A 21583-nucleotide genomic window follows, 5' to 3' on the forward strand; every position below is an offset into this window, starting at 1 on the left:
GCCGCGCCGCGTCGAACTGTTAGACTGCCGCGGCCATGAGAGCCCCCTCCGCCTGCCTGCCGCTCGCCCTCGTGGCCGCGGCACTCGGTTTTTCCGAGTCGGCCGCGGCTCCCCTCTCCGGCGCTCCCAATCGCGTCTCCTTCCCGTTCGTCACGGCGCAGCCGTGGATCCTCGGCGAAGGGAGCACCGAGCTCGGCGCGGAGGGATCGTGGATCGATCACGAGCGGTCCCCCTTCAGTGACCTGAGCGCGGGAGCGCTCGATCGCACCCGCGTCTCGATGCAGGCGCTCGCCTCGCGCGGGCTCGGCGATCGCGTCGAGGCGTCGCTCCGGTACGGGCTCCAGGGATCGTACGGGAACGACTCCGCGGGGCACCCCCAGCCCACCGACGTGAGGGTGGATCTCGGGTACGCGCACGACGGCCGGGAGGACACGGGGGTCGCCTCGGCCTTCCACTTTCTCGCGAAGGTGCCCACGGCCCCCGACCGGCACGGCGGCGGGACCGACGAGGCGGACGTCGGATTCTCCTTGACCTCCGGAGCGAGGACTCGCGGCTCGGGGATTTTCGGCTCGGCCGGGCTCCTCCTTCTCGGAAATCCGCTCCGCCACGGCTCGCAGGATGACGTCGTGACGTACGGCCTCGGCGGTTGGCTCGGCCCCGAGGAGTCGCTCTCGGTCACGACGGAGATCGAGGGGCAGATCTTCTCGCGCTTCCACAACTCGTCCGGCTACTTTCACCTCGGGGTGCGTCGAGCCTACCGGCGGGCCTCGGGGGAGGGGATCGCCGGATCGCTGTCGTTTTTTCGAGGTTTCGATGGCGACTCGTCGCGCTGGGGGATCACCGCCGGGCTCGCGTGGATCACCAGGCACGGTCGCTGACCATCCGTCCGGAATCGTGAAATCAGTTGGGCTAGTGACGATTCGGCCCGCCCGTCGGCGAGGGGTCGCTCGATTCCGCGTGGCCGTCCCGCGAATTCACCGTACACTTCGCCCACGTCCGCGCCATCGTGGGGCGCTCTCCTGCAGCGCCCCGGCGGACCGGGAGTTCCCGAGGTTGCCGATCCGGCCAGGTCTGAAGATCAGCGCCGCGATCTTCGCCGTCGCGCTCGCGTCGGCGGACGCGCGCCCATCGTGGGGGGCCTCTCCGGCGCCGAGGGTGCGGGCTCCGGAGGACGCAGGCGCCATGCTTGGGGAGCTCCATCCCGACTACGCTTCCTACATTCATGCGGTGAGGGTGATCCGCGGCGATGCCGCGGCCCCGTCGGCGCAGTCCCTCTACTCGGGGCTGGTTCGATCGGGGGGAGCCGATCCTCGCGAGAAGAAAGACGCCCCCGCGAGCGGATGGGGGGCGCGCAACGACATCGTCCTCTTCCCCGCAGCCCTCGATCCGGCGCGGTCCGACGCGTGGCGACGGCTGATCCTCGACCACGAGTACTTCCACGCGAGGCACCTCGCGCGGGGGTGGAGCGTCCCGCTGGTCGATTTCGGCGACGCGGCGGCGACGCACGATTTCTACGAGGCCGCGGCGTGGGGGTACGTCCGCGAGCGGGCCGCGCGCGGGACCTACGGCGAGCTGACCGCGGCCGAAACGCGGGAAGTTCGCGCGATCTACGAGCGACATTTTCAGGCCATACGGGCCTTCATTCTCGAACGGCAGCCCGCGGCATGGACTCACTTTCGCCGGTTCATGCCCGACACGGACGACGACGGCGCCCGCCGGCAAGCGCCTGGGGAACGGGAGGGATCGATGCTGTCCGCGTCCCGCACCGCTCCCGGCGCGGCGGCCGTCACCGCGAGCGCCGCGCCCTAGGGCGCGGCGGCGCGGAGCTTGGGGGGGCTCGTCCGTGAGCCCCTCGGGGCGCTGCCCGACGAGGGTGACCGGCCCTGGAGGTGTGCCGGACCGTCAGCGATCGCCGGCCAGCTCCTTCAGCATCTCCCAGACCCTCGGCTGGTCCGGGTTGAGCGCGAGGGACTGGCGGAGCAGATCCGCGGCCCGGCGCACCTCACCCTTCTGCGCCCACGCGACCGCCATCGCGTCGAGGAGCTCGGGGGCGGGGGGGGCGTCACCCGGGGCGACGCCTTTCTGGAGGACGGCCAGCGCCTCGTCGGTCCTGCCGAGCTTTCCCAGCGCCGCGCCGAGGTTGACGCGGCACTCGAGGTCTCCGGGATCGATGCGGAGGGCGCGAGAGAGAACGTCCACGGCCTCCGCGAGCCTTCCCGTCCTCCCGTAGAGCGCCCCGAGGTTCGCCATCGTGCCGCCGAAGTCGGGGGCGGTCGCAAGCGCGGCCTTGAACTCCCGTTCGGCCCCGGCGGCGTCTCCACTCTTCTGGAGGATCAGCCCGAGCCAGTTGTGGTGCAGCACGCTGGCCGGATTCTCCGCGAGCGCGCGGCGGAGATCCCCCTCGAGGGAGGGCTCGGCGCCCGCGCGCAATTTCATCTGGAAGAGGCGCGTCATCGCCTCGGTGGAGGTCGGCTCGAGCCTCAGCCCCTCCCTGAGCAGCGCCTCGGCCTCGCCCACCCCTCCCGAGTCGAGGGCGAGGACAGCCAGCGCCACCGGGATCTCGGAGACCGCGGGGCGCGCGGCTCCGAGACGCTCGAGCGTCCCGCGGGCGCCCGCGGCCGAATGCGTCTGGATGGCGAGCCCGGCGTACTGGATGTAGAGGCCCCCTTCGACGCTCGGGCTCGACTCGATGGCGCGAAGGGTCAGCGCCTCGGCCTCCGAGATCTCTCCCTCCCTGACGCGGACGCCCGCGAGGCCTATCAGGGCCGGCGGGTAGTCGTCCTTGAGCTTCAGCGCCGCCTCGAACTCGCGCGCCGCCTCGGCGGTCTCATTCTTCTGGAGGTGCAGGGCGCCGACGTTCGTGTGGGCGGTGAGCGTCTCGGGGGTGGCACCATCGATCTCCCCGCCGGGGGCGGCGCCCGCCTCGGCGGTGCCGCTCCCCTTCCCGGCGCTGCCGATGTAGCCGAGCGAGCGGAGGTTCTCGAGCATCGCCTCGCGCCCCTCGGCGTCCTCCTGGTCGCCCGCCGGGGCCGCGGCGGCCACGGCGGGGGCGCGGTCGAGCGGGCCGTAGCTCGGGATGGGCGCGGCCTTCGCGGCGCCGGGAAGCGAGACCAGGGCGTGCCCCGGCATGTCGGCGGCGGCCGGAAGCCCCGCGAGGGCGAGCACCGTCGGCGCGATGTCCATGAGCGTGACGCTCTCGAGCGATCCTTCCGAGATGCCGGGCCCCGCGAGCGCCGCGATGCCGTAGGGGCGGTGCCACTTCGCGGGCTTCCCCGCGATGTCGGGTGTGTCGTCCTTCGGCCGGTCCCCCCCGTTGCGGAAGCCGTGGTCGGAGATCACCAGGACGTACGACGCGGGATCGACGGCGGCGAGGATCTCGCCGAGCATCGCGTCCTGGACCTCGTAGTAGGCGCCGACGGTCCGCGCGTACCTCGCGGCGTCGGCGGCCCCGCACGCCGGCAGCGGCGGATCCGAGCAGTGCTCGAACCGGTGCGACACCTCGTCGATCCCCTGGTAGTAGATCGAGAAGAGGTCGGGCTGCCCGAGCCGGAGGATGTCGAGGGCCACCGCGTGGTAGGTGCGCGCGGCGGCGACGATCCGCAGGAGGTGCACGAGCCGGTCGCGGGAGGCGTCGTCGCCTCCCCGCGCCGCCGCGGCCCGCGCGGCCCGGATCTCTTCGGGGCCGACCGCGGCGAGGCGCTCGATCTCCGCGTCGGTGACGTCGGCCGGGCGCACCACGCGCGCGCGCACCGCAGGCCCGAGGGCGGCCGGGGAGACGAGCGCGGCGTCGCCGCGTCCCACGTCCCGGACGTCGAAGAGCGAGTAGGCCACGCGATCCGAGACGATGGCGCCGCGGATCGGCTCGGCGGGCCAGGTGGCCCACCAGGCGACGAAGGCGGAGGAGAGACCGCGCTCCGAGAAGATGTTCCACAGCGCCTTCACGCGCCGGTACTTCGACGAGATCGGCGCCTTCTCCCCGGTCGCCTCGTCCGGGACCAGGAAGTCGACGATGCCATGCTTTTCGGGGGACTTGCCCGTCGCCGCGGTGGTCCACAGGAGGGGCGAGAGGAGCGGCGGGGCGGAGCGCATCGAGCCCGAGAGCCCGTCGCGGCGGAGCCGTGCGAGGTTCGGGAGCTTTCCGGCGTCGATGAGCGGCCCGGCGATCTGCCAGTCGGCGCCGTCGAGGCCGATGAGGACGATGGGGTGCGCGAGCGTGCGCGCCAGATCCGGCGGGGCGCCGGAGCTTTCGGGAACGGCCGGCGCGCCGGGTCGGGAGACGTGGAGGAGCGCCGCGGCTCCGGCCGCCACGGCGATCGCGGCGACGCCGAGAAGGGTGCGCCTCAGGGCTCTCGAGGCTCCGGCGGGGCTCCCGGTTTGGCTCATCGGTGGGTGCGACGCGGCGTCCTCGACGGGCGGCGGCGTGACGGCCCGCCCTCTCAGCGCGGCGCGGGGGCCGACTCTAACATGGCGGCCTGCATCGCGGCCATGACGGCCTGCCGCATCGCGTCGATGCCGAAGGGCTTCTGGAGGTAGGCGTTGCCGGTCTTCTCGAGGAAGGCGCGCGTGTCCGAGCTGACGACGTCTCCCGTGGAGAAGATGATCCGCCGCGCGAGTCGCTCGTCGAGATGCCGCACGCGCTCGTAGAGCTCCTGCCCGCTCATCCCGGGCATCTTCAGATCGCTGATGATCAGATCGTAGCGCTCCTTCTCGAGCTTCTTGAGGGCGATCGCGCCGCTGAGCGCGGTGTCGACGCGGTAGCCGTCCGATTTCAGCACCTGGTAGAGGATGTCCACGATCGTCAGCTCGTCGTCGACGACGAGGACCGCCCCGCCCCCGGGGGAGAGCGCCGCGGCGGCCGAGACCCGGGGCTGCGTCTTCTCCGGCGCCGCCTCCGGGGCCGCGAGAATCGGCAGCTCCACGGTGAAGAGGGCGCCCCCTTCGGGATGGTTCCGGGCCGAGATCCGCCCGTGGTGCTCCTCGATGATCCCGTAGCAGATCGAGAGGCCCAGCCCCGTTCCCTGGCCGACCTCCTTCGTCGTGAAGAAGGGATCGAAGATCCGGGAGAGGTTCTCCTCGGAGATCCCGGGGCCGTCGTCCCGGATCTCGAAGCGGACGAAGCCATCGACCTCGCGCGAGGTGATCTTCAGCTTCCCCCCGCCCCTCTCCATCATCGCCTGGTGCGCGTTGACGAGGATGTTGATGAAGACCTGCTGGAGCTGGTGGAAGTCCCCCATCGTCTTCGGAAGGCCGGGATCGAGATCGGTCTCGACGCCGATGTTGTCGACGCGGAGCTGGTACGAGCGGAGCTCGAGGCTCGACTCCACGATGCCGTTGACGCCGATGTACTCCTTCTGCGGCGTCCGCTTGCGCGCGAAGGTCTGGAGGTTCTGGACGATCTTCTTGCACCGCTCGGCCTCGCGATTGATCTTCTCGAGGCCGCGGCGGACCTTTTCGCCGGCGTCCTCCTTGAGCAGGAGCTGCGAGTAGCCGACCACGCCGGCCAGCGGGTTGTTCAGCTCGTGCGCGACCCCGGAGACGAGCAGTCCCACGGCCGACATCTTCTCGGCCTGGACGAGCTGGCTCTGCGCTTCCTCCAGCTCCCGGGTCCGCAGCCGAACCTGCTTCTCGAGATCGGCGGAATAGGTCTCGAGCTCCTTCCGCGACTTCCTGAGCTCGAAGGTCATCCGGTTGAACGAGCGCGCGAGATCGCCGATCTCGTCGCCCGAGCGCTCCTCCACCACCTCGTCGAGGCTGCCGTGCGCGATGCGCTGCGTCGCCGCAACGAGCGACCGAATGGGGCGGACGACGATGCGCACGAGGAGAGCCGTCGCGAGGAGGCCGAACGCGATGACCGCGAGGGTGAGCATGCCGAAGATCGATCGGAGCTTCGCGAGCTCGAGGCGCGTCGGCTCCAGGCTGAACCCGATCTTCACCTCGCCGATCGTCTCGAGCTTGTTGCTGCTCGACTCCTCCTCCTCGAGGAGGAAGCCGATCTCCTCGTTCGTCCTCGTCCCGCGGCGCGTGAAGACAGGGTAGGAGACCGAGAGGACCTCGGCGCGCTCTCCGGCCTGGCGCGCGAGGCCGGTGATCCGGGCGATCCCCGCGCCGACGGCGACGCTCTCGGAATCCCGGAGCGGGATCTGGCCGCTCGGGCTGTATCCCTCCCGGCGGTTGTCGAGGAGCGATTCCCCCGAAAGGTCGGTGACCGAGACCTCCACGATGTCGGATTCCTGGAAAATCCCCGCGACCAGCTCGCCCAGGAGCCTGCGGTTCTTCGTCAGGACGCCCAGCTCGCTGTTGTACGCGAGGTTCCGCGCGAGCGTGATGCCGCGCTGGCGGATCGCCGCGGTCTGGCTCACCTGGTAGTCCCAGAGCGCGAACAGGCTCAGCGCGCCCGCCGTCATGAGGACGAGTAGGGAGGTGAGGAGAGTGAACCGGAGCGCGAGGCCCGATCGCTTCATGGCTTAGAAGAAGACCTCGGCCATGCGCTGTACGTCGTCGCTGATCCCGACGGCGATCTGCCTGGCCGTGTTCATGTTCACGCTCAGCGAGACTTCGCGCGGGACCGCGGTCACGATCCGGGCCGGATCGTCGCCCGCGAGGATGCGCGAGGCGATCTCGCCCGACTGGCGTCCGACGTCGTCGTACCGGCACGAGAGGGCCAGGAGCGCCCCCGCCTTCACGAAGGCGGGGCTCAGGCCGACGAACGGGATGCGGCCCCTCAGCGTCGAAAGGAGGATGTGCTTGAGCCCCTGCGGCGAGAAGACCGTGGAATCGGCCACCGACCAGAGGATGTCCACGCGCCCGGCGACCTCGTCCATCCGCTGGACGATCCCCTCCTCCGACGTGACCGGCAGCGCGACCAGCTCGAGGCCCATGCTGAGGGCGACCTTCTGGGCCGCCTCGACCTCCTGCCAGGAGTTCTTGGGGTCGTACAGGACGCCCACGCGCTTCGCCGAGGGGAGGATCTCGCGGATCTTCGAGAACTGGGTGTGAACCGGAATCTGCATGGAGGCGCCCGCGACGTTCGGATGCGCGGACCGCAGCGCCTCGATCGACTCCGCGGGGCTCGAGGGAAGGACGAGCGAGAAGACCACCGGGACGTCGCGCACCGACGCGGAGACGAGGCTGGTCGCCGAGCTGCCGAGGGTCAGGATGAGGGCGGGGCGCCGGGATCGAATCCTCTCGACGAAGCCCGCGGGATCGTGGCTCGCCGTCTCGAGGTTGTACTCCACGATCCGGATGGGGACCCGGGCCGACTCGAGGGCGGACTGGAACCCCTTGAGCGCTTCCCGGTACGGCGCGATGTCGCGGCTCAGCACGACGGCGATCGTCGTGGGCCCGAGGGAGAAGGCCGGGACGAGCTCCGTCACGACGACGACGCAGACGAGCATCGCCTGGAGCAGATACCTCATCCGCATCATGCGCACGACCGGCTCCTGTCGAACTCATAGGCGCCGGCGGGGCGCCCGGAGGCACCCCGCCGGAACCGACGTCCCCTCCCCCGGGGCCGCCGCACCCGAATCATGGCCCTAGAAACGCATCTCGGCGCCGAACTGGAAGATCCTCCCGAAGTCGGTGTCGACCGGGCTCCGGAACCCCTTCGCGTTCGGGTTCGTCTCGACGGCGACGGCGTTGAGATGGTTGGTCACGTTGAAGCACTGCGCGGTGAGGCGAAGCTGCGACCCGCCGAACTGCAGGCGCTTGGAGATCGACATGTCGAGCGACTCGACGGCCGGCATCCGCTGCGAGTTCTTGCCGCCGACGGCGGTGTCGATGACGAAGCCGCCGCTCTGGAAGACGACGGGGCTGTAGAGCCGGCCCGACTGGTACCGGGCGATCCCCGTGACCTCCATCCCCCAGGGCAGCGAGAGGAACGCGGAGAGGTTCATCAGGTTCGGCCGGTCGTAGCTCAGGCGGGTGTAGTCGAGCGAGCGCTGATCGGCGCGGTTCTCGAGGCCGAAGTCGGCGCTGGAGTCGCCGAGGGCGCGCGACCTCGTGTACGACGCGAGGACCTCGAGGCGATGGCTGAACGCCTTCCTCACCATCACCTTCCAGTCGTCGTACTGGTTCCGCCCCAGGGAGTCGAAGATGATCGCCCCGGTCGCCGAGGGAGAGAGGTTCACGGACGAGGGGACGCTGGCGAGGTCGTTGGTCTGGGTCACGCGGAGCTGGTCGTAGCCCTTCCAGTGCGTCGTGCTGGCGCCGATGCGCATGTCCCACGGGAGCTCACGCTCGTAGCCGAGGGTGTACGAGTCCTTGTAGGGGGCCTGGAGCTTCCCGTCGGCGGCGTACTCGACCACCGCGGTGACGACGTTGTACTGGTAGGTGGTCGGCGGCTGGACGAACGTTTGGCGCACGGTGTAGCCGTCGGCGCGCTGCGAGTCGATGAAGCTGGTGAAGACGTTGTCGTAGAAGCGGCCCCAGTTGCCGTAGATCTTCGACTTGCCGTTGGCGGCCGGGTCCACGGCGACGCCGAGCCGCGGCGCGACGTTCGACTGGCCGAGGACGCTCTGGTGATCGAGCCTCAGCCCTCCCTCGACGGTCCAGTGCTCGTCGAGGATCCAGGTGTCCTGGACGAAGGCGCCGAGCTCGCTGTCCTTCCGGTGCGTCCGGTCGGTCTTGTTGTAATCGTACGTGTAGGTCAGCGTGTTGCCGGGGCCGAGGTAGGCGCTGGCGTCGATGACCGTGTTGTTCGTCCGGTTCGCGCCGCTGAACTCCATCCACGAGTAGTCGAACCCGGACTTGAGGCGGTGCGACCCCATCTGCGTCGTGATGCTGCTGCTCGCGCGCGAGCGGTACGTGGTGCGATCCTGATCGTTCGGGTAGGTCCCCGTGAAGGTCGTCGGGGCGCTGGGATCGAACGTGATCGTGTAGGTGCCGAGGCCCGTGTCCGCCGGGCGCACGGCCAGGTAGCCGTGCTGGACGTAGAGCTGCGACTCCAGGAAAGTCCTCGAGCTGAGGTTCTGCGTGTCGCGGACCTGGACGAAGTAGCCCCCCTGCGACTGGTTGAAGTTCGTCCCCTCCGCGTAGCGGGCGTCGGTGATCAGGTTCTTGAACTGCGACGGGTCGGTGGCCACGTTCGCCACGACCGTGTTCGTGGGCGTCGCCTGCCACGTCAGCTTGAACTGACCGTGGTAGCGATCCCCCTGCCGCATCGAGTTGTTGAAGAGGGAGCCGATGTCCTCCTGCCAGTACTGGAACGAGGTGAAGAAGAAGAGCTTGTTCTTGATGAGCGGCCCGCCGACCGCCAGCTCCTGCCAGTCCTGCGTCTCCGGGCGTGCGAGGTGGTTGTTGGAGGTGGTGCCGTCAGCGTCGGAGGTCTTCCAGAGCTGGCGCGCCCCCGGCGTGTTGGCCGAGAAGGCGTCGCTGCGGTAGAAGCCCGAGTAGAGCAGCTCGAAGGTGTTCGTCCCCGACTTGGTGACGATGTTGGCGATGCCGCCCGACTGCTCGCCGTACTCCGCCTGGTAGCCGGAGGTGTTCAGCTCGAACCTCTCGATGGCGTTCTGGTTGATGTTCAGGCCGAACGTGCCGGTCACGAAATCGTTGATGTTCGCGCCGTCCAGCCGGAACCCGTTCTGCGTCTCGCGGCCGCCGTTGACGTGGTACTGGGCCAGCGTGTACCCGCCGGCGTTGCTCACCCCGGGGAACAGGGTGAGAATCTGCTGGTACCGGCGCGAGATGAGGGGGAGCTTGTTGACGTACGAGGCGTCGAGGACCTCATGGGTCGAGGTGTTGGTTGTGTCGACCGCCGTGCGCTCCGCCACGACGACGACGCGCTCGGTCAGCCCCTCCACCAGCACGACGTTGAAGGTGCGGGTCTCGTCCGGGTTGACGACGATCTGCACGATCTCGTACGGGCGGTACCCGATCATCACCGTCTTCAGGGAGTACGTCCCGACGGGGACGGCGTCGAAGCTAAAAGCCCCCTCGAGATCGGTGATGGCGGTCCTCCCGGCGGTGCCCAGCGATTCACCGAACATCGTGACGCTGGCCCCCGGCAGGAAGTTGCCTGAGTCGTCGGCGACGTACCCGCGCACGGTCCCGGTGATGTTCGCCTGGGCGTGGGACGGGCTCACCGACGCGATCAAAAAGAGGGCGGCGACGAGCCCCCATCGCGCGGCCAGGAATCCACGGCTCTTCATACCAATCCTCCGTCAGGTCGCGGGTGGGCCCACCTACGCGGAACCCATACCCTATCCAGAAACGTCAAATGTTCGACTACGACTTGGATGGTATGTATATTTCGTCAATCCGAAGTGTCAAGACAGAGGTAACATATATGCATGCTCGCGAGAGCGCGGGCGGGCCGCGGCGCCGGCCGGTTTCCTTGACAAGGATCCGACCCGCGGTATGATCCCATCCTCTTTTCGCTCACTCTGGTCCGTGACCCACCGGCAGCAGGCGGCCTCGTGTCCGGACCGAACCGCGGGGAACCCACAAATGAAGAAACTGAGTCTCTTGCTGATGCTCGTGGTGGCGGCGTGCGCCTCCGGACAGCCCTCGGCGCGCGAGGATCAGGCCGCCAAGCCGGCCGCCCAGGCGGGCGCCACCTTTTATCGGGAAGGCCTGTCGGGGGTCGATCTATCGGGTCTGGACTCCGTCCAGAAGGAGCGGGCGCTCCAGATCATGAACGGCAACAAGTGCGCCTGCCCGTGCGGGATGTCCATCGCCCAGTGCCGCGTCGAGGACAAGTCCTGCCCCAAGAGCCCCGGGATGGCGGCGGCGGTGGTCGCTGCGGTGAAGACCGGCCAGACCGATCAGCAGATCGTCGCGGCCCTCAACGCGATGCGGGATCAGGCGGCGCCGACCCCGGCCGCGGGCGGACCCGCGGGTCCCGCGAAGCGCTACGACATCAACCTGGCCGTGGCGCCCATGATGGGCAAGGCCTCCGCGAAGGTCACCGTCGTCCTGTTCAGCGACTTCCAGTGCCCGTACTGCGGGCGCGCCGAGCCCGTGGTGAAGCAGATCATGCAGGCGTATCCGGACGACGTGAAGTTCTACTTCAAGGAGTTCCCCCTCGTCTCGATCCACCCGAACGCCCGGCCGGCCGCGCTCGCCGCGATCGCCGCCGGCAAGCAGAAGAAGTTCTGGGAGATGCACGACCTCCTCTTCACGAACCAGCGCGCGCTCGACGCGGCGTCGATCCGCCGGTACGCGGAGAGCCTCGGTCTGGACATGGCGGCGTTCGACAGGGACTCCGCCGACCCCGAGACGGCGAGGTTCCTGGAGCAGGAGATGCTCGAGGGGACGAAGGTCGGCGTCCAGGGGACCCCGACGATGTACGTCGACGGCGTGCAGTCCCCGAACTGGGACTTCGGCACGGTGCAGAAGCTCATCGACGCGTCGAAGTCCGGCGGCGACGTGCCGGCGATCGCCGGGCAAATGACCGCGGCGATGCGTCCGGCTCAGCCCGACCCCAACCAGGTCTACCAGATCGACATCACCGGGGCTCCGGTGCGCGGACCGGTGGGCGCGCCGGTCACCATCGTGGAGTTCAGCGACTACCAGTGCCCCTACTGCGCCGGCGCCGAGCCGCTCTGGAAGCAGGTCATGTCGACCTACCCGGACAAGGTCCGGTTCGTCTACAAGCAGTTCCCGCTCTCGTTCCACCAGAACGCGAAGTCGGGCTCCATGGTCGCGCTCTTCGCCAAGGAGCACGGCAAGTACTGGGAGATGCACGATCTGCTCTTCCAGAACAATCAGGCGATGAACAAGAGCACTCCGGACCAGATCATCGACGTCTACAAGGGGTATGCGAAGCAGCTCGGCCTCGACGAGAAAGCCCTCGAGAGCGCCATCAAGAGCGAGGCGTACAGGACGACGGTCGACAAGGACGTCGAGGACGGGCGCAAGGCGGCGGTCTCGGGCACGCCGTCGGTCTTCATCAATGGAAAGCGCCTTCCGAAGCGGGATTTCCCAACGATCAAGGCGATGATCGACGGGATCCTCGGCGCCTCGCCCGGCGGCGCGGCGCCGTCGAGCCGGTAGCCCCCCTCCGGATCAGCGCGCGGGCCGCGCCTCGAGAGCGTTGAGGCGGGCCCGCGCCTCCTCCGAGGCGTCCAGCGAGCCCTTCCATTCCGCGGTGAACTTCCGGTAGCTCTCGATCGCCTTCGGGCGATCCCCGAGTCTCTCGTACGCTCCGGCCAGGTTGTAGAGCACGCGAAGATCGTTCGGGTCGGCGCTCCACGCCTTCTCGAACAGATCCCTCGCGACGTCCCAGCGATCCTGGACGGAGGCGAGGACGGCCAGGCCGTTGAGCGCCTTCGCGTTCTCCGGATCGGCGGCGAGGATCCCCGAGAGGATCTGGCCGGCCTCCTCGAAATGCTTCATCTGGGTCATCACGGTCCCGAGGTTGAGCTTCGCATCGACCCGGTCCGGGGCCTCGGCGAGGCATCCCCTGAGCGCCTCCGCGGCACCCGGGAGATCCGACGTGTTCAGCCTCGCCATGCCGAGCCGGAACAGGATCTCCGCGTCGCGCGGCCGCGCCGCGGACGCCTTCTGCAGAAACTCCGCGGACTTCCCGAACCGGTTCTGCTCGAAGAGCAGGACCCCCATGTTGAAGAGCGCCGACGGATCCTCCGGCCGGAGCCGCAGGGCCGCGTTGAAGGCGAGGAACGCGTCCCGTGGCTGGTTCCGCATCATGAAGGCGTTCCCCGCCGTGATGTACGCCGGGAAGTAGGAGGGATCGAGGCTCATCGCCTTGTCGACCTCCTGCAGCGCGCGCTGGTAGTCGCCCTTCCGGAAGTAGATCTCGGCCACCCCCCCCTGGATCGGGGCGCTGCGGGGAGATCTCGCGACGGCCGCCTCGAACGACTGCAGCGCCCCATCCAGGTCGCCGCGCGACGCGGCGAGGTTGGCGAGGGCGATCTGCGGGCGCGGGCTGACCGGGTTCACTTCGGAGGCGGCGCGCCAGAGCGCCTCGGGATCGCGCCAGAGGGCCACGCGGCCCACCGTTCCCAACGCCAGGAGCATCGAGACGATCGCCGTCCCCGCCAGCGCGGCGCGGCCGGCGCCCCGGCGCTCGAGATCGCGGCCCGCGGCGGCGGCGGCGAGGCCGAAGGCGATCGTCACGGCGTACACGCGGCGCTCGGCCAGCGGATCTTCGGGCGGCGCGAGCAGCGCGTGAAGGTGGAGGAGCGAGTACCAGCCGATCGCCAGGGACGCCGCCCCGCGCCGACGCCCGAGGGCGAGGCCCGCGAGAAGGAATCCGGCGAGGAGCCCGGCGCCGGCGATCGCCTGGAGGTTCCAGGTCCCCCCGAGCGCCGGCGTGCCGTGATCGAGGCTCAGACCGATCGGGAGGACAAGGAGCTTCAGCTCCAGGCAGAACGCGGCCGCCTGGGAGGCGAGCCCGGCGCCGGGGCTCCAGGGGCGGTGCAGCGGAAAGGGAGACAGGCCGGGCCACGTCCGAGCCATCCAACCGGCGTAGAAGAGCCCGAGCGACACGGCGTACGGGAGGTGTCTTCGCCACGCCGGGGCCGGCATCGCGGTTCCCTGGACGCCGGTCCCGCGGGCCAGCGACGCCGCGAGGAGGCCGACCGGCCAGATGGAGGCGTCCGCGAGGAGCCCCGCCAGGTAGAACGACGCCGACGCGAAGAGACGCACGCCCCCCTCGTCGTCCCCCGCGCGCGCCGCCAGGAGCAGGGACGACATCGCCAGGAGCGTCGCGAGAACCGTCGGAAAGGCCGCGTGCGCGAGGATCGCCTCGGATCCGAGAGGGTGCACCGCGAAGAGCACCGCGGCGGCGGCGGGAGCGAAGAGGGTGGCCGGCGCCGCCCCCTCGTCGTCCGCTCCGACGAGGCGGCGAACCAGGAGGAAGAGGATCAGCGCGGAGAGGCCGTGGAGCACCGCCGCCGCGATCCGGATCGACACCGCCTCACCGCCCAACGCGAGGAGCGCGTGGGTCGCGAGGTTCGCGGCCGGACGGAACTCGTCGGGGGCGTCCCGGTGAACCGCGGCGTCGCCCGGGGTCCCCGCGGAGAGCCCGGCGAGTCTTTCGCCTTCGTCCATCAGCGGCGGGCCGCCGGCCGCCGGGAGGTACAGGGCTGCCCCGAGCACGACCAGAGCGATTCCGAGCAGCGGCGCGAATCGAGGCATGCTTCCCTGCGGCGTCACGGCGCGGGCGCCGGCTGCGGCGCCGGGCGCCGTCGAGATCTTTCCTTGCCGAGGATTTCCTTCGCCTTGTTCATCGCCGCGTCACCTGACGGATCCTGAGAGGGCATCGCCGAATCGACCGGCACGTCCGGCTGGATCCCGACGCCGGTGTACGGCACGCCCGCGAGGTTCGCGTTCTCGGCCACGGCCACGAGGAGCGTCGTGCCGTCGGGAAGGAGCCGCGGGAACTGGATCCCCGCCTTGCCGTAGGTCGGCTCGCCGACGATCACGGCGCGATGGGACTCCTTGAGAGCGCCGGCGAGCGCCTCGGCCGAGGACCCGGTGTTCCGATCGATGAGCACGACGACCGGCTTGTCGGGGATGATCGGCGCCTTCTGGCCGTGGCTCTCGGAGGTCGTGGACCCATCGGCGGTGATGACCTTGCCGGTCGGCGTTCCCGGCTTCACGAGCATGGCGGTCACATCCTCCACGTCCCGTTCGCCTCCCCCCGGGTTCCCGCGCAGATCGAGGATGACCGCGTCCTTCTCCTTCATCTCCCCCATCGCCTTCGAGACCTCGCCGACGAGCTTGGGGTCGGCCATGTTGCTGATCGCGACGTAGCCCACGTTCCCCTCCACCGTGCTGGTCGCGACGGTCTTGCTGGTCACGGTGTTCTTGCCGAGGGGATCGCGCTGGATCGTGGTCGCACGCGGGGTGAAGAAGAGATTCGCCGTCTGATCGGCGCTTCGCAGCCGTGTGTCGCGGTTGTCGAGGCTGGCCAGCATGAGGGCGATCGCACCGAGCGCGTCCGACTCCGTCTCGAGCTTGCCGGCGAACCGATCGCGCCATCGCGCCCATTCCTGGCCGTTGAACGTGCGATCGAAGTAGTTGTCCCGCACGCTCTCCCAGGCGAGCCGGTACATCTCGTCCGGCTCGACGGGAAGATCTCCCTTGAGGGCCGCGTTCGCCTCGTCCGCGTATCCGAGCTGCCAGGCGACCTTCGCGAGGAGGAAGCGCGTCGCCCCGCCGGTGTCCATCGGATCGAGCTCGAGGGCCCGCCTCAGGGCCCCGCGGGCGCGGGAGAGGTTCTCCTCCCCGCCGGCCCCCCGCCATGCCGCGCCCAGGATCGCCAGCGCCTCCGCGCTGTTCGGCACGAGGCGCACCGCGGCCTGGGCCTCGGCGGCGGTCTCGTCGAACCGCGACATCGCGAGCAGCGTCGAGGCGAGGTAGAACCGCGCCTGGAAATAGTCGGGCGCAATGTCGCGCGCGCGGCCGAGCTCCGCGGCGACGTCGGCTGGCGGCGCGCCGACGTCCCGATGGCTGACCGCCAGCGCCACGAGAAGCCTGGCGTCGCCCGGCCCCCCGGCGGCAGCGGCCGCCAGCACCCCCTCGGCCTCGGTGTCGCGGCCGACCGCGCGGAGGACCGCCGCCCTCCGGAGCGCGCCGATGGTCGGGTCGGGCTCCTTCCCGGAGGCCGCGCTCACCTCGTCGAGGAGCTTCCTGGCGCGGGCGGGCTGGAGCGCCAGCGCCGAGCGGAGCTCCGATCGGGCGTACGCGTCGTTGGGCTCGATGACGAGGGCGTCGAGCAGCGCGCGCAGGCTCTCCTCCTCGGCCCCCCCGGCGCGGGCGAGCAGGGCGTACTCGATCCTGGGCAACGGGTCGGCCGGGCGCTCCTTGATGGCCTTCGTCACGAGCGCCGCCTCCTCGGCCACCCTTCCGGCGCGGCCGAGCGCGATGAGGTAGAGGCGGTAAGCGTACGCGTCGCGCGGGTTGAGCTCGAGCGCGCGACGCCAGGCGCTCACCTCGAGCGCCGCGTCGCCGGCCCGCCGCGCGCAGTACGCGAGATTGGCGCACGCGAGGTCGCCGAGAGAATCGTCCGCCAGGAGCGCCTGGAACTCCTTCGCGGCCGCGGGGTAGTCGCCCGCGTCGCGCAGCACCGCCGCGAGCTTCATCCGGCCGGCGGGGTCATTCGGGCGCAGCGCCAGGGCCGCGCGGTACGCGCTCGCCGCTCCGGCGAGATCCGGCTGCTGCTGAAGCAGGCTCGCGAGCTGCAGCTGGAACGCGACGTCCTGGGGGTGCGCCGCCACGAGATCCTTCTGCCGCACGATGGACGCCCGCAGGGTCTCCGCCTCGGCGAGGAGGACCTGCGCGCGGACGATGTCGGGCTGCTTGACGAGAAAGCGCCTCCACCCCTCGATGGCGCCGTCGAGATCGCCGATCTTCCGGCGGGCGATGTTCAGGAACGCGAGAGCGGTCGGCTCGTCCGGCTTTCGCGAGAGAAGGAGCCGATAGGTGTCGCTCGCCTCGTCGTACCGCCCCATGCCGAACTGCGCGTTCCCGAGGCCGACGAGCGCCCGATCGCGCGGGATCGCCTCGAGGCGCAGCTCGAGCGCCCCGCGGAACTCGTCGGCGGCGGCGCGGAACTGATACTCCGCGAGCAGCAGCTCCGCGTAGGCGATTTTCCCCTCGGCGTTGGAAGGGTTGGCGGCGAGAACCGCCCTGTACTGCTCGGCGCTCCGCAGCCACATCCCCCGCTGCTTCTCGAGGGCGGCGAGGTGCAGCCGCACGTCGGTCCGCTCGGGGGCGAGCTTGACCGCGCTCTCGAGGGTGCCGATCGCGTCGAAGATGCGCCCCGCCTTGATCTCGCGATCGGCCCGCGCCACCAGATCCGCGACCGTCGGCTGGGCGGAGGGGGAACCGGCCTGCGAGGGAGGTGCGGGGACCTCGCCTGCGGCAGCGGCCGCTCCCGTCGAAAGCGCGAGCAGGACGAACCCACGGAATCGGGCGCGGGCGGCCGCCTTCCGGACGGATCTCGTCATCACACCCCCATCGACTGCTCGGACGCGGAAACTCTCAAGAATACAAGTCATCACGGATGGTGTCCAGAGTGGATCAGCGCACCGGCTCTCGGCCGCCGGAGAGGGTCATCCCCTCGATCAGGAACTCCGGGGAGGCGTGGGAGGTGCGGCGCACGAGATCGGCGCCCACCCGGGAAACCCCCTGAAGGATCCCCCTGAGGTTCCCCGATATCGTCACCTCGTGCACCGGGTGGACGATCTCACCCCCCTCGAACCACCAGCCGTTGGCCCCCCTCGAGTAGTCGCCGGTCGAGAGGTTCACGCCGAACCCGAGAAGGCTCGTGACGTACAGCCCCCGCCCCGCATCCCTGAGGAGCTCGTCGTGAGTGGCGTCCCCCGGGACGAGCTGCAGCGCGTGCGGGCCGGGCCACGGCGGGCTGCCGTACCCCCGCTGCGCGCTCGCGGTGGTGACGGCCGACGCGCGACGCGCGGTCCGCGTGTCGTAGAGAAATCCCGACAGGACTCCCCCGTCGATCAGCGAGGTCCGTCTCGCCGGCAGCCCCTCCCCGTCGAACGGGCGGGAGCCGAAGGCGCGATCCACGCACGGGTCGTCGACGAGCGTCACCGATCGGCTGGCGATCGTCCGGCCGAGATCCTCCGCGAGAAATGAGATCCGCCGCCGCACGGAGTCGCCGAGCAGCGCGGGCGCGAGGCCGCTCCAGAATCGCGTGGCCTCAGGCGCATCGAAGACGACCGGGTATTTCCCCGGAGCGATCGCGCGCGCGCCGATCATGCCGAGAGCCCGGCGCGCCGCCGCGGCGCCGACCTCCTCGGGCGCGGGGAGATCCGCGAGGAATCTCCGTCCCTCCTGCCACGTCTGCCGCTGCCGCTCGCCGCCTCTCACCGCGACGGGCGCGCTCCGGAGAACGCAGTGCGTGCCGTCGTACGCCGCGCGCACTCCCCGCGTGCTGGCGACCGCGAAGGCGCCGCGCGCGCGCGCGAACGCGCTCCCTTCCCCGGCGGTGACCCCTCCGCCCGCCGCGAGGGCCCCCTGCTCGACCCGGCGCGCGAGCGCGACCCCGTCGTCCCACGGGAGCTCGTCGAGGCGGGGGTCCAGCAGCTCGAGGGGCCTGGGGGAGGCGGCGTCGGGATCGGGAAGCGACGCGGATTCGTCGGCATCGACGCGCGCGGCGATCGCGAGCGCCGCGTCGACGAGCGCGCGAAGGCCGTCCGCGGAGAGATCGGTCGTCGACGCGAACCCCGGGCTGCCCCGTCTCTGGACCCGGAGCCCGCACCCGAGGTCCACGGCCTCGGTGGTCCGCTCGAGCCGCCCCGCGATCACCTTGATCTCGATCTCGTGCGACCACTCGAAGCAAGCCTCCGCGGCGTCGGCCCCCGCGCGACCGGCCATCCGCGCGACCTGGTCGGCGCGTTCGAGAAGATCGGCGGCCTTCAAAGGCGCGTCCCTCCGACGGTCATCGCGGAGACGAGCACGGTCGGCTGCCCCACGCCGACCGGCTGGCTCTGGCCGTCCTTGCCGCAGGTCCCGACCCCTGGATCGAACTCGAAATCGGCGCCGACGCGCGTCACGCGCGAGAGGGCCTCGTGCCCGACGCCGATGAGAGACGCCCCGATGACCGGAGCCGTGACGCGCCCGTCCTCGATCAGGTACCCCTCGGTGACCTGGAACACGAAGTTGCCGTTCACGATGTCCACCTGCCCGCCGCCGAGGTTCTTCGCGTACAGCCCGCGGCGCACCGAGCGCAGGATCTCCGCGGCGGAGTCCCCGCCGGCCTCGAGAAAGATGTTGCTCTGCCTCGGTATCGGCGGGGTCCGGAACGAATGCCGGCGGCCGTTTCCGGTGGGGGCTCTCCCGAGCGCGCGCGCCGAGACGAGATCGTGCAGGTATCCGACGAGGATCCCCTTCTCGATCAGCGGAGTGCGCTGCGACGGCGTCCCCTCGTCATCGATGCGGTAGCTCCCGCGCCGGCCCGCGACGCGCGCATCGTCCACGACGGTGCACAGTGGCGACGCGACCTTGAGGCCCATGCGCCCCGTGTAGACCGAGGTCCCGCGCCGCACGAAATCCGCCTCGAAGCCGTGGCCGACCGCCTCGTGCAGGAGGACTCCGCCCCAGCCGTTCCCGACGACGACCGGCCACTCCCCCGTCGGCGCCTCGACCGCATCGAGGAGGACCACCGCGCGCCGGACCGCCTCCGCGGCGACCGCCTCCGGGGCCAGCCGGCCGGCGACGAGCGTCTCGAGGTGCTCCCTCCCGCCGCCGCCCGCGCTGCCGCGCTCTGTGCGGCCGCCGGCGCGGACGTAGACGGTCGCGGAGACTCCCGACAGAATCTGTTGATCCGCCGCCCGCACCCCGTCGGAGTTCGCCACGAGGATCGACCTGCCCTCCTCGTGGATCGAGCAGCTGACCTCCGACACGCGCGGATCGCTCCGGCGCGCGAGGAGGTCGATCTCCTCGAGAAGGGCGGACCGCGTCGCGATGTCGGCGGCCTGCGGCTCGATCGATGCTCCCGGCGCTGCGAGCGAGCCTCCCTCGCGGCGCAGCGCGAGCGGGGACAGGACCGCCTCCCCGCCTCCCCCCCGGCCGGAGATGCGCCCGGCGCGGCGCGCGGCCGCGATCATCCCGGCGAGATCGGGCTGGCAGACGTACGCGTACCCCGTCCCCTCCCCCGAGACGGCGCGGATCCCCGCCCCCGCCTGAAGCGAGGCGGTCGCGCCGCGCAGCGCGCCGTCCTCCCGGCGCATCGAGCGCTCCGAGGTTCGCTCGAGGAAGATCTCCGCGAAGTCCGCCCCCGATTCGCGGGCGGCCTCGAGGACTTTCGCCAGATCGGATTCCGTGAGGTGATCGAAGGGCCTGGGGGGGATCAACGGGTCGACCGCCCGGGCGGAGGGGATCTCAAGTGGTGCGCAGGAAGCGCCAGAGGTTCCCCCGCTCCCAGCGGGCGGCCCACCGATGGAAGCGGAACTTCTCCTCCTCCTCGCGGAAGCGCGTGGAGTGGATCTCGCGGCGCCCGTTGGCCAGCGCGCGGATTCCGAGGCTGGCGTGAAGCATCTCGTGGTGGACGATCGAGTCGACGAAGATCTTCGGCACCCACGGACGATCGAGGGAAGGGTTGATGCGGATGATGCGATCGTAGGGGTCGTAGCAGCCGAAGTCGATGGAGTAGCGGCGCGTCCCCGCGCGGCTGCGTCCCCAGGTGATCGGGACGTCGAGCCTCGCCTCGAAGTACCGTTCGTTCAGGCGATCGAAGATCTCCTTGAGATTGAAGTGGAACCCCCGGTGCGTGAGGTTCACGTGCGTCCGGCTCCGCGGCTTCCCCCCCATCAGATGGCGATTCTGTCTCGTGTACGCGTTGAGGGCCGCGCGGCACCCCAGCGTCGGGCGGCGGATGAACTGGGCGAGAGCCTTCAGAACGTTCGGGGACGCCTCGAGGAACATGTGGTGCAGGCGCAGCTTCACGACGCCGGACTTCCCCGGCGACACGTACACGACGCTGCAGCGGTTGTCGGTGATCGTCAGCACGATCACCTTGCCCGTATGGCGTGACAGCCGCCGGCGGATTTCCTCCGCGCCCACGTAGCTCCTCCGGACGCTCGACGCGTCGCTTCCGAACTCTCGATGAGATGGATCCGGGCCCGGCAGGGATGACGGTCCGTTGGATGCCGGAATTATACCCCGAGGCCCGCGCGCGGGTAAGGGGTTTCTTCGAGGAGGCGATCACGCGCAACTCCAACAAAACAATGATCTAACCGCCAATGCCGAACCCCAACGATCGCACCCGTCAGAACAAGAAGACCCCCGAGGCGATGATCTCGAAGTTCGGGGCGCCGTCGCCGAAACCCCACGCTACGCCGGCGCGTCCGGTCAGAGCCTCGGTGAAGCGGTGCTGCGCCCCCAGCGTCAGCCTCAGGTCTGCGCCCTGATGGTTGAAGCGCTCGGTCTCGTAGGAGCCCTCGATGATCCCAGCGCTCTTCGAGGCGACCGGGAAGATCGCGGCGCCGCCGAGCTGAACCGAAGTCGACCCCTCGATCGCGGGCCGCCCCGAGGGAAGTGGCGGCACGTCCGGGTCCTGGTTGATCCGGAGCCCCGCGTTGCCGACGAACGAAACCGACTTGAAATCGCGCCGATAGCCGAGGAAGAAGGCGACGTCCATCTCCCCCGTCCCGAGCCCCTTGTTCGTCTCGCCGGTGGGAAACTTCAGGAGGGCGCCCAGGGAGATCTGGCTCGGCTTCGTGGTCAGGCGGAACTTCCCGTAGACCTCCATGTCGGAGAAACCCGTCTCGGTCCCGCCGGGGTTCAGGTTGATCGTCTGGAGGTTGATGCGCCCGCCGAGCTCGATGTCCTCGGCCACCGTCACCGCGACGATCGGTCCGAAGGCGTAGACGTCCCGACCTCCGAACCGCTGAAGCCTGAGCTGCGGCTCGATCCACGTCCCCTCCGTCACCGCGCCATCCTCGATGAAGCGCTGGAAGAGACGGACCTCGTTTCTGTCCGCGGGGGCCGCCGCGGGCGGTGCGGGGGCGGCGGCCGCCTGGGCCAGCGCCGCGGGGGAGGCGGCGCCGACCAGCGCCGCCGCGAGGAGCGTGTAACGGATCCAACTCGTCGTCATATGAAACCTCCATCCGTCATGAAGCCTCGCGGGGCGTGCCATGAGACCGTGAACAAAGGC

General features: G+C 70.3%; 13 protein-coding genes. 3 read left to right on the forward strand and 10 right to left on the reverse strand.

The features are described from left to right. Nucleotides 1–35 precede the first annotated feature (35 nt). Entirely contained in the window at nt 36–878 is an 843-nt protein-coding gene (locus tag HY049_03860; protein MBI3448043.1) for a hypothetical protein, read from the forward strand. 175 nt (nt 879–1053) lie between these two features. Continuing rightward, a complete protein-coding gene (locus HY049_03865; protein MBI3448044.1) occupies nt 1054–1809 on the forward strand; it encodes a hypothetical protein in 756 nt (251 codons plus the stop codon). Nucleotides 1810–1902: 93 nt separating this feature from the next. Here HY049_03865 and HY049_03870 read toward each other — a convergent pair whose 3' ends face one another. The 4 genes from HY049_03870 to HY049_03885 form a co-directional block, all read right to left on the reverse strand. After that, a complete protein-coding gene (locus tag HY049_03870; protein MBI3448045.1) occupies nt 1903–4383 on the reverse strand; it encodes an alkaline phosphatase family protein in 2481 nt (826 codons plus the stop codon). 53 nt (nt 4384–4436) lie between these two features. After that, a complete protein-coding gene (locus HY049_03875) occupies nt 4437–6461 on the reverse strand; it encodes a response regulator (GenBank protein ID MBI3448046.1) in 2025 nt (674 codons plus the stop codon). A gap of 3 nt (nt 6462–6464) precedes the next feature. Then, nucleotides 6465–7424: an ABC transporter substrate-binding protein gene (locus HY049_03880; GenBank protein ID MBI3448047.1), complete on the reverse strand. Its 960-nt coding sequence runs from the start codon at nt 7422–7424 to the stop codon at nt 6465–6467. Between the two features lie 108 nt (nt 7425–7532). Then, entirely contained in the window at nt 7533–10145 is a 2613-nt protein-coding gene (locus HY049_03885) for a TonB-dependent receptor (protein ID MBI3448048.1), read from the reverse strand. Nucleotides 10146–10443: 298 nt separating this feature from the next. Here HY049_03885 and HY049_03890 point away from each other — a divergent pair, with 298 nt between their 5' ends. Then, nucleotides 10444–11991, forward strand: a complete 1548-nt coding sequence (locus HY049_03890) for a thioredoxin domain-containing protein (GenBank protein MBI3448049.1) — start codon at nt 10444–10446, stop codon at nt 11989–11991. A 12-nt stretch (nt 11992–12003) separates the two neighbouring features. Here the strand turns inward: HY049_03890 and HY049_03895 are convergent, their stop codons facing one another. From HY049_03895 to HY049_03920, 6 genes are all read right to left on the reverse strand, one after another. Further along, entirely contained in the window at nt 12004–14097 is a 2094-nt protein-coding gene (locus HY049_03895) for a tetratricopeptide repeat protein (GenBank protein ID MBI3448050.1), read from the reverse strand. Between the two features lie 14 nt (nt 14098–14111). Next, nucleotides 14112–16913 carry a tetratricopeptide repeat protein gene (locus HY049_03900; GenBank protein MBI3448051.1) on the reverse strand — a complete coding sequence of 934 codons (2802 nt, stop codon included), beginning with the start codon at nt 16911–16913 and terminating at the stop codon, nt 14112–14114. Between the two features lie 73 nt (nt 16914–16986). After that, nucleotides 16987–18348, reverse strand: a complete 1362-nt coding sequence (locus HY049_03905) for a TldD/PmbA family protein (GenBank protein MBI3448052.1) — start codon at nt 18346–18348, stop codon at nt 16987–16989. Next, the gene (tldD, locus tag HY049_03910) at nt 18345–19781 is read right to left on the reverse strand and encodes a metalloprotease TldD (protein ID MBI3448053.1); all 1437 of its coding nucleotides are present in this window, start codon (nt 19779–19781) and stop codon (nt 18345–18347) included. The genes HY049_03905 and tldD overlap by 4 nt, the downstream gene beginning before the upstream one ends. Before the next feature lie 28 nt (nt 19782–19809). Further along, nucleotides 19810–20490 (reverse strand): hypothetical protein, encoded by a 681-nt coding sequence (locus tag HY049_03915; GenBank protein ID MBI3448054.1) that lies wholly within the window; start codon nt 20488–20490, stop codon nt 19810–19812. A gap of 205 nt (nt 20491–20695) precedes the next feature. Continuing rightward, nucleotides 20696–21523 (reverse strand): hypothetical protein, encoded by an 828-nt coding sequence (locus HY049_03920; GenBank protein ID MBI3448055.1) that lies wholly within the window; start codon nt 21521–21523, stop codon nt 20696–20698. Nucleotides 21524–21583 lie beyond the last annotated feature (60 nt).

It is taken from the genome of Acidobacteriota bacterium, from assembly GCA_016195325.1.
Classification (GTDB): Bacteria; Acidobacteriota; Polarisedimenticolia; order JACPZX01; family JACPZX01; genus JACPZX01.

Coding starts and splice junctions, on each gene's coding strand:
- HY049_03860 (MBI3448043.1), top strand. CDS start 36: ATGAGAGCCCCCTCCGCCTGCCTGCCGCTCGCCCTCGTGGCCGCGGCA.
- HY049_03870 (MBI3448045.1), bottom strand. CDS start 4,383: ATGAGCCAAACCGGGAGCCCCGCCGGAGCCTCGAGAGCCCTGAGGCGC.
- HY049_03875 (MBI3448046.1), bottom strand. CDS start 6,461: ATGAAGCGATCGGGCCTCGCGCTCCGGTTCACTCTCCTCACCTCCCTA.
- HY049_03880 (MBI3448047.1), bottom strand. CDS start 7,424: ATGATGCGGATGAGGTATCTGCTCCAGGCGATGCTCGTCTGCGTCGTC.
- HY049_03885 (MBI3448048.1), bottom strand. CDS start 10,145: ATGAAGAGCCGTGGATTCCTGGCCGCGCGATGGGGGCTCGTCGCCGCC.
- HY049_03890 (MBI3448049.1), top strand. CDS start 10,444: ATGAAGAAACTGAGTCTCTTGCTGATGCTCGTGGTGGCGGCGTGCGCC.
- HY049_03895 (MBI3448050.1), bottom strand. CDS start 14,097: ATGCCTCGATTCGCGCCGCTGCTCGGAATCGCTCTGGTCGTGCTCGGG.
- HY049_03900 (MBI3448051.1), bottom strand. CDS start 16,913: ATGACGAGATCCGTCCGGAAGGCGGCCGCCCGCGCCCGATTCCGTGGG.
- HY049_03920 (MBI3448055.1), bottom strand. CDS start 21,523: ATGACGACGAGTTGGATCCGTTACACGCTCCTCGCGGCGGCGCTGGTC.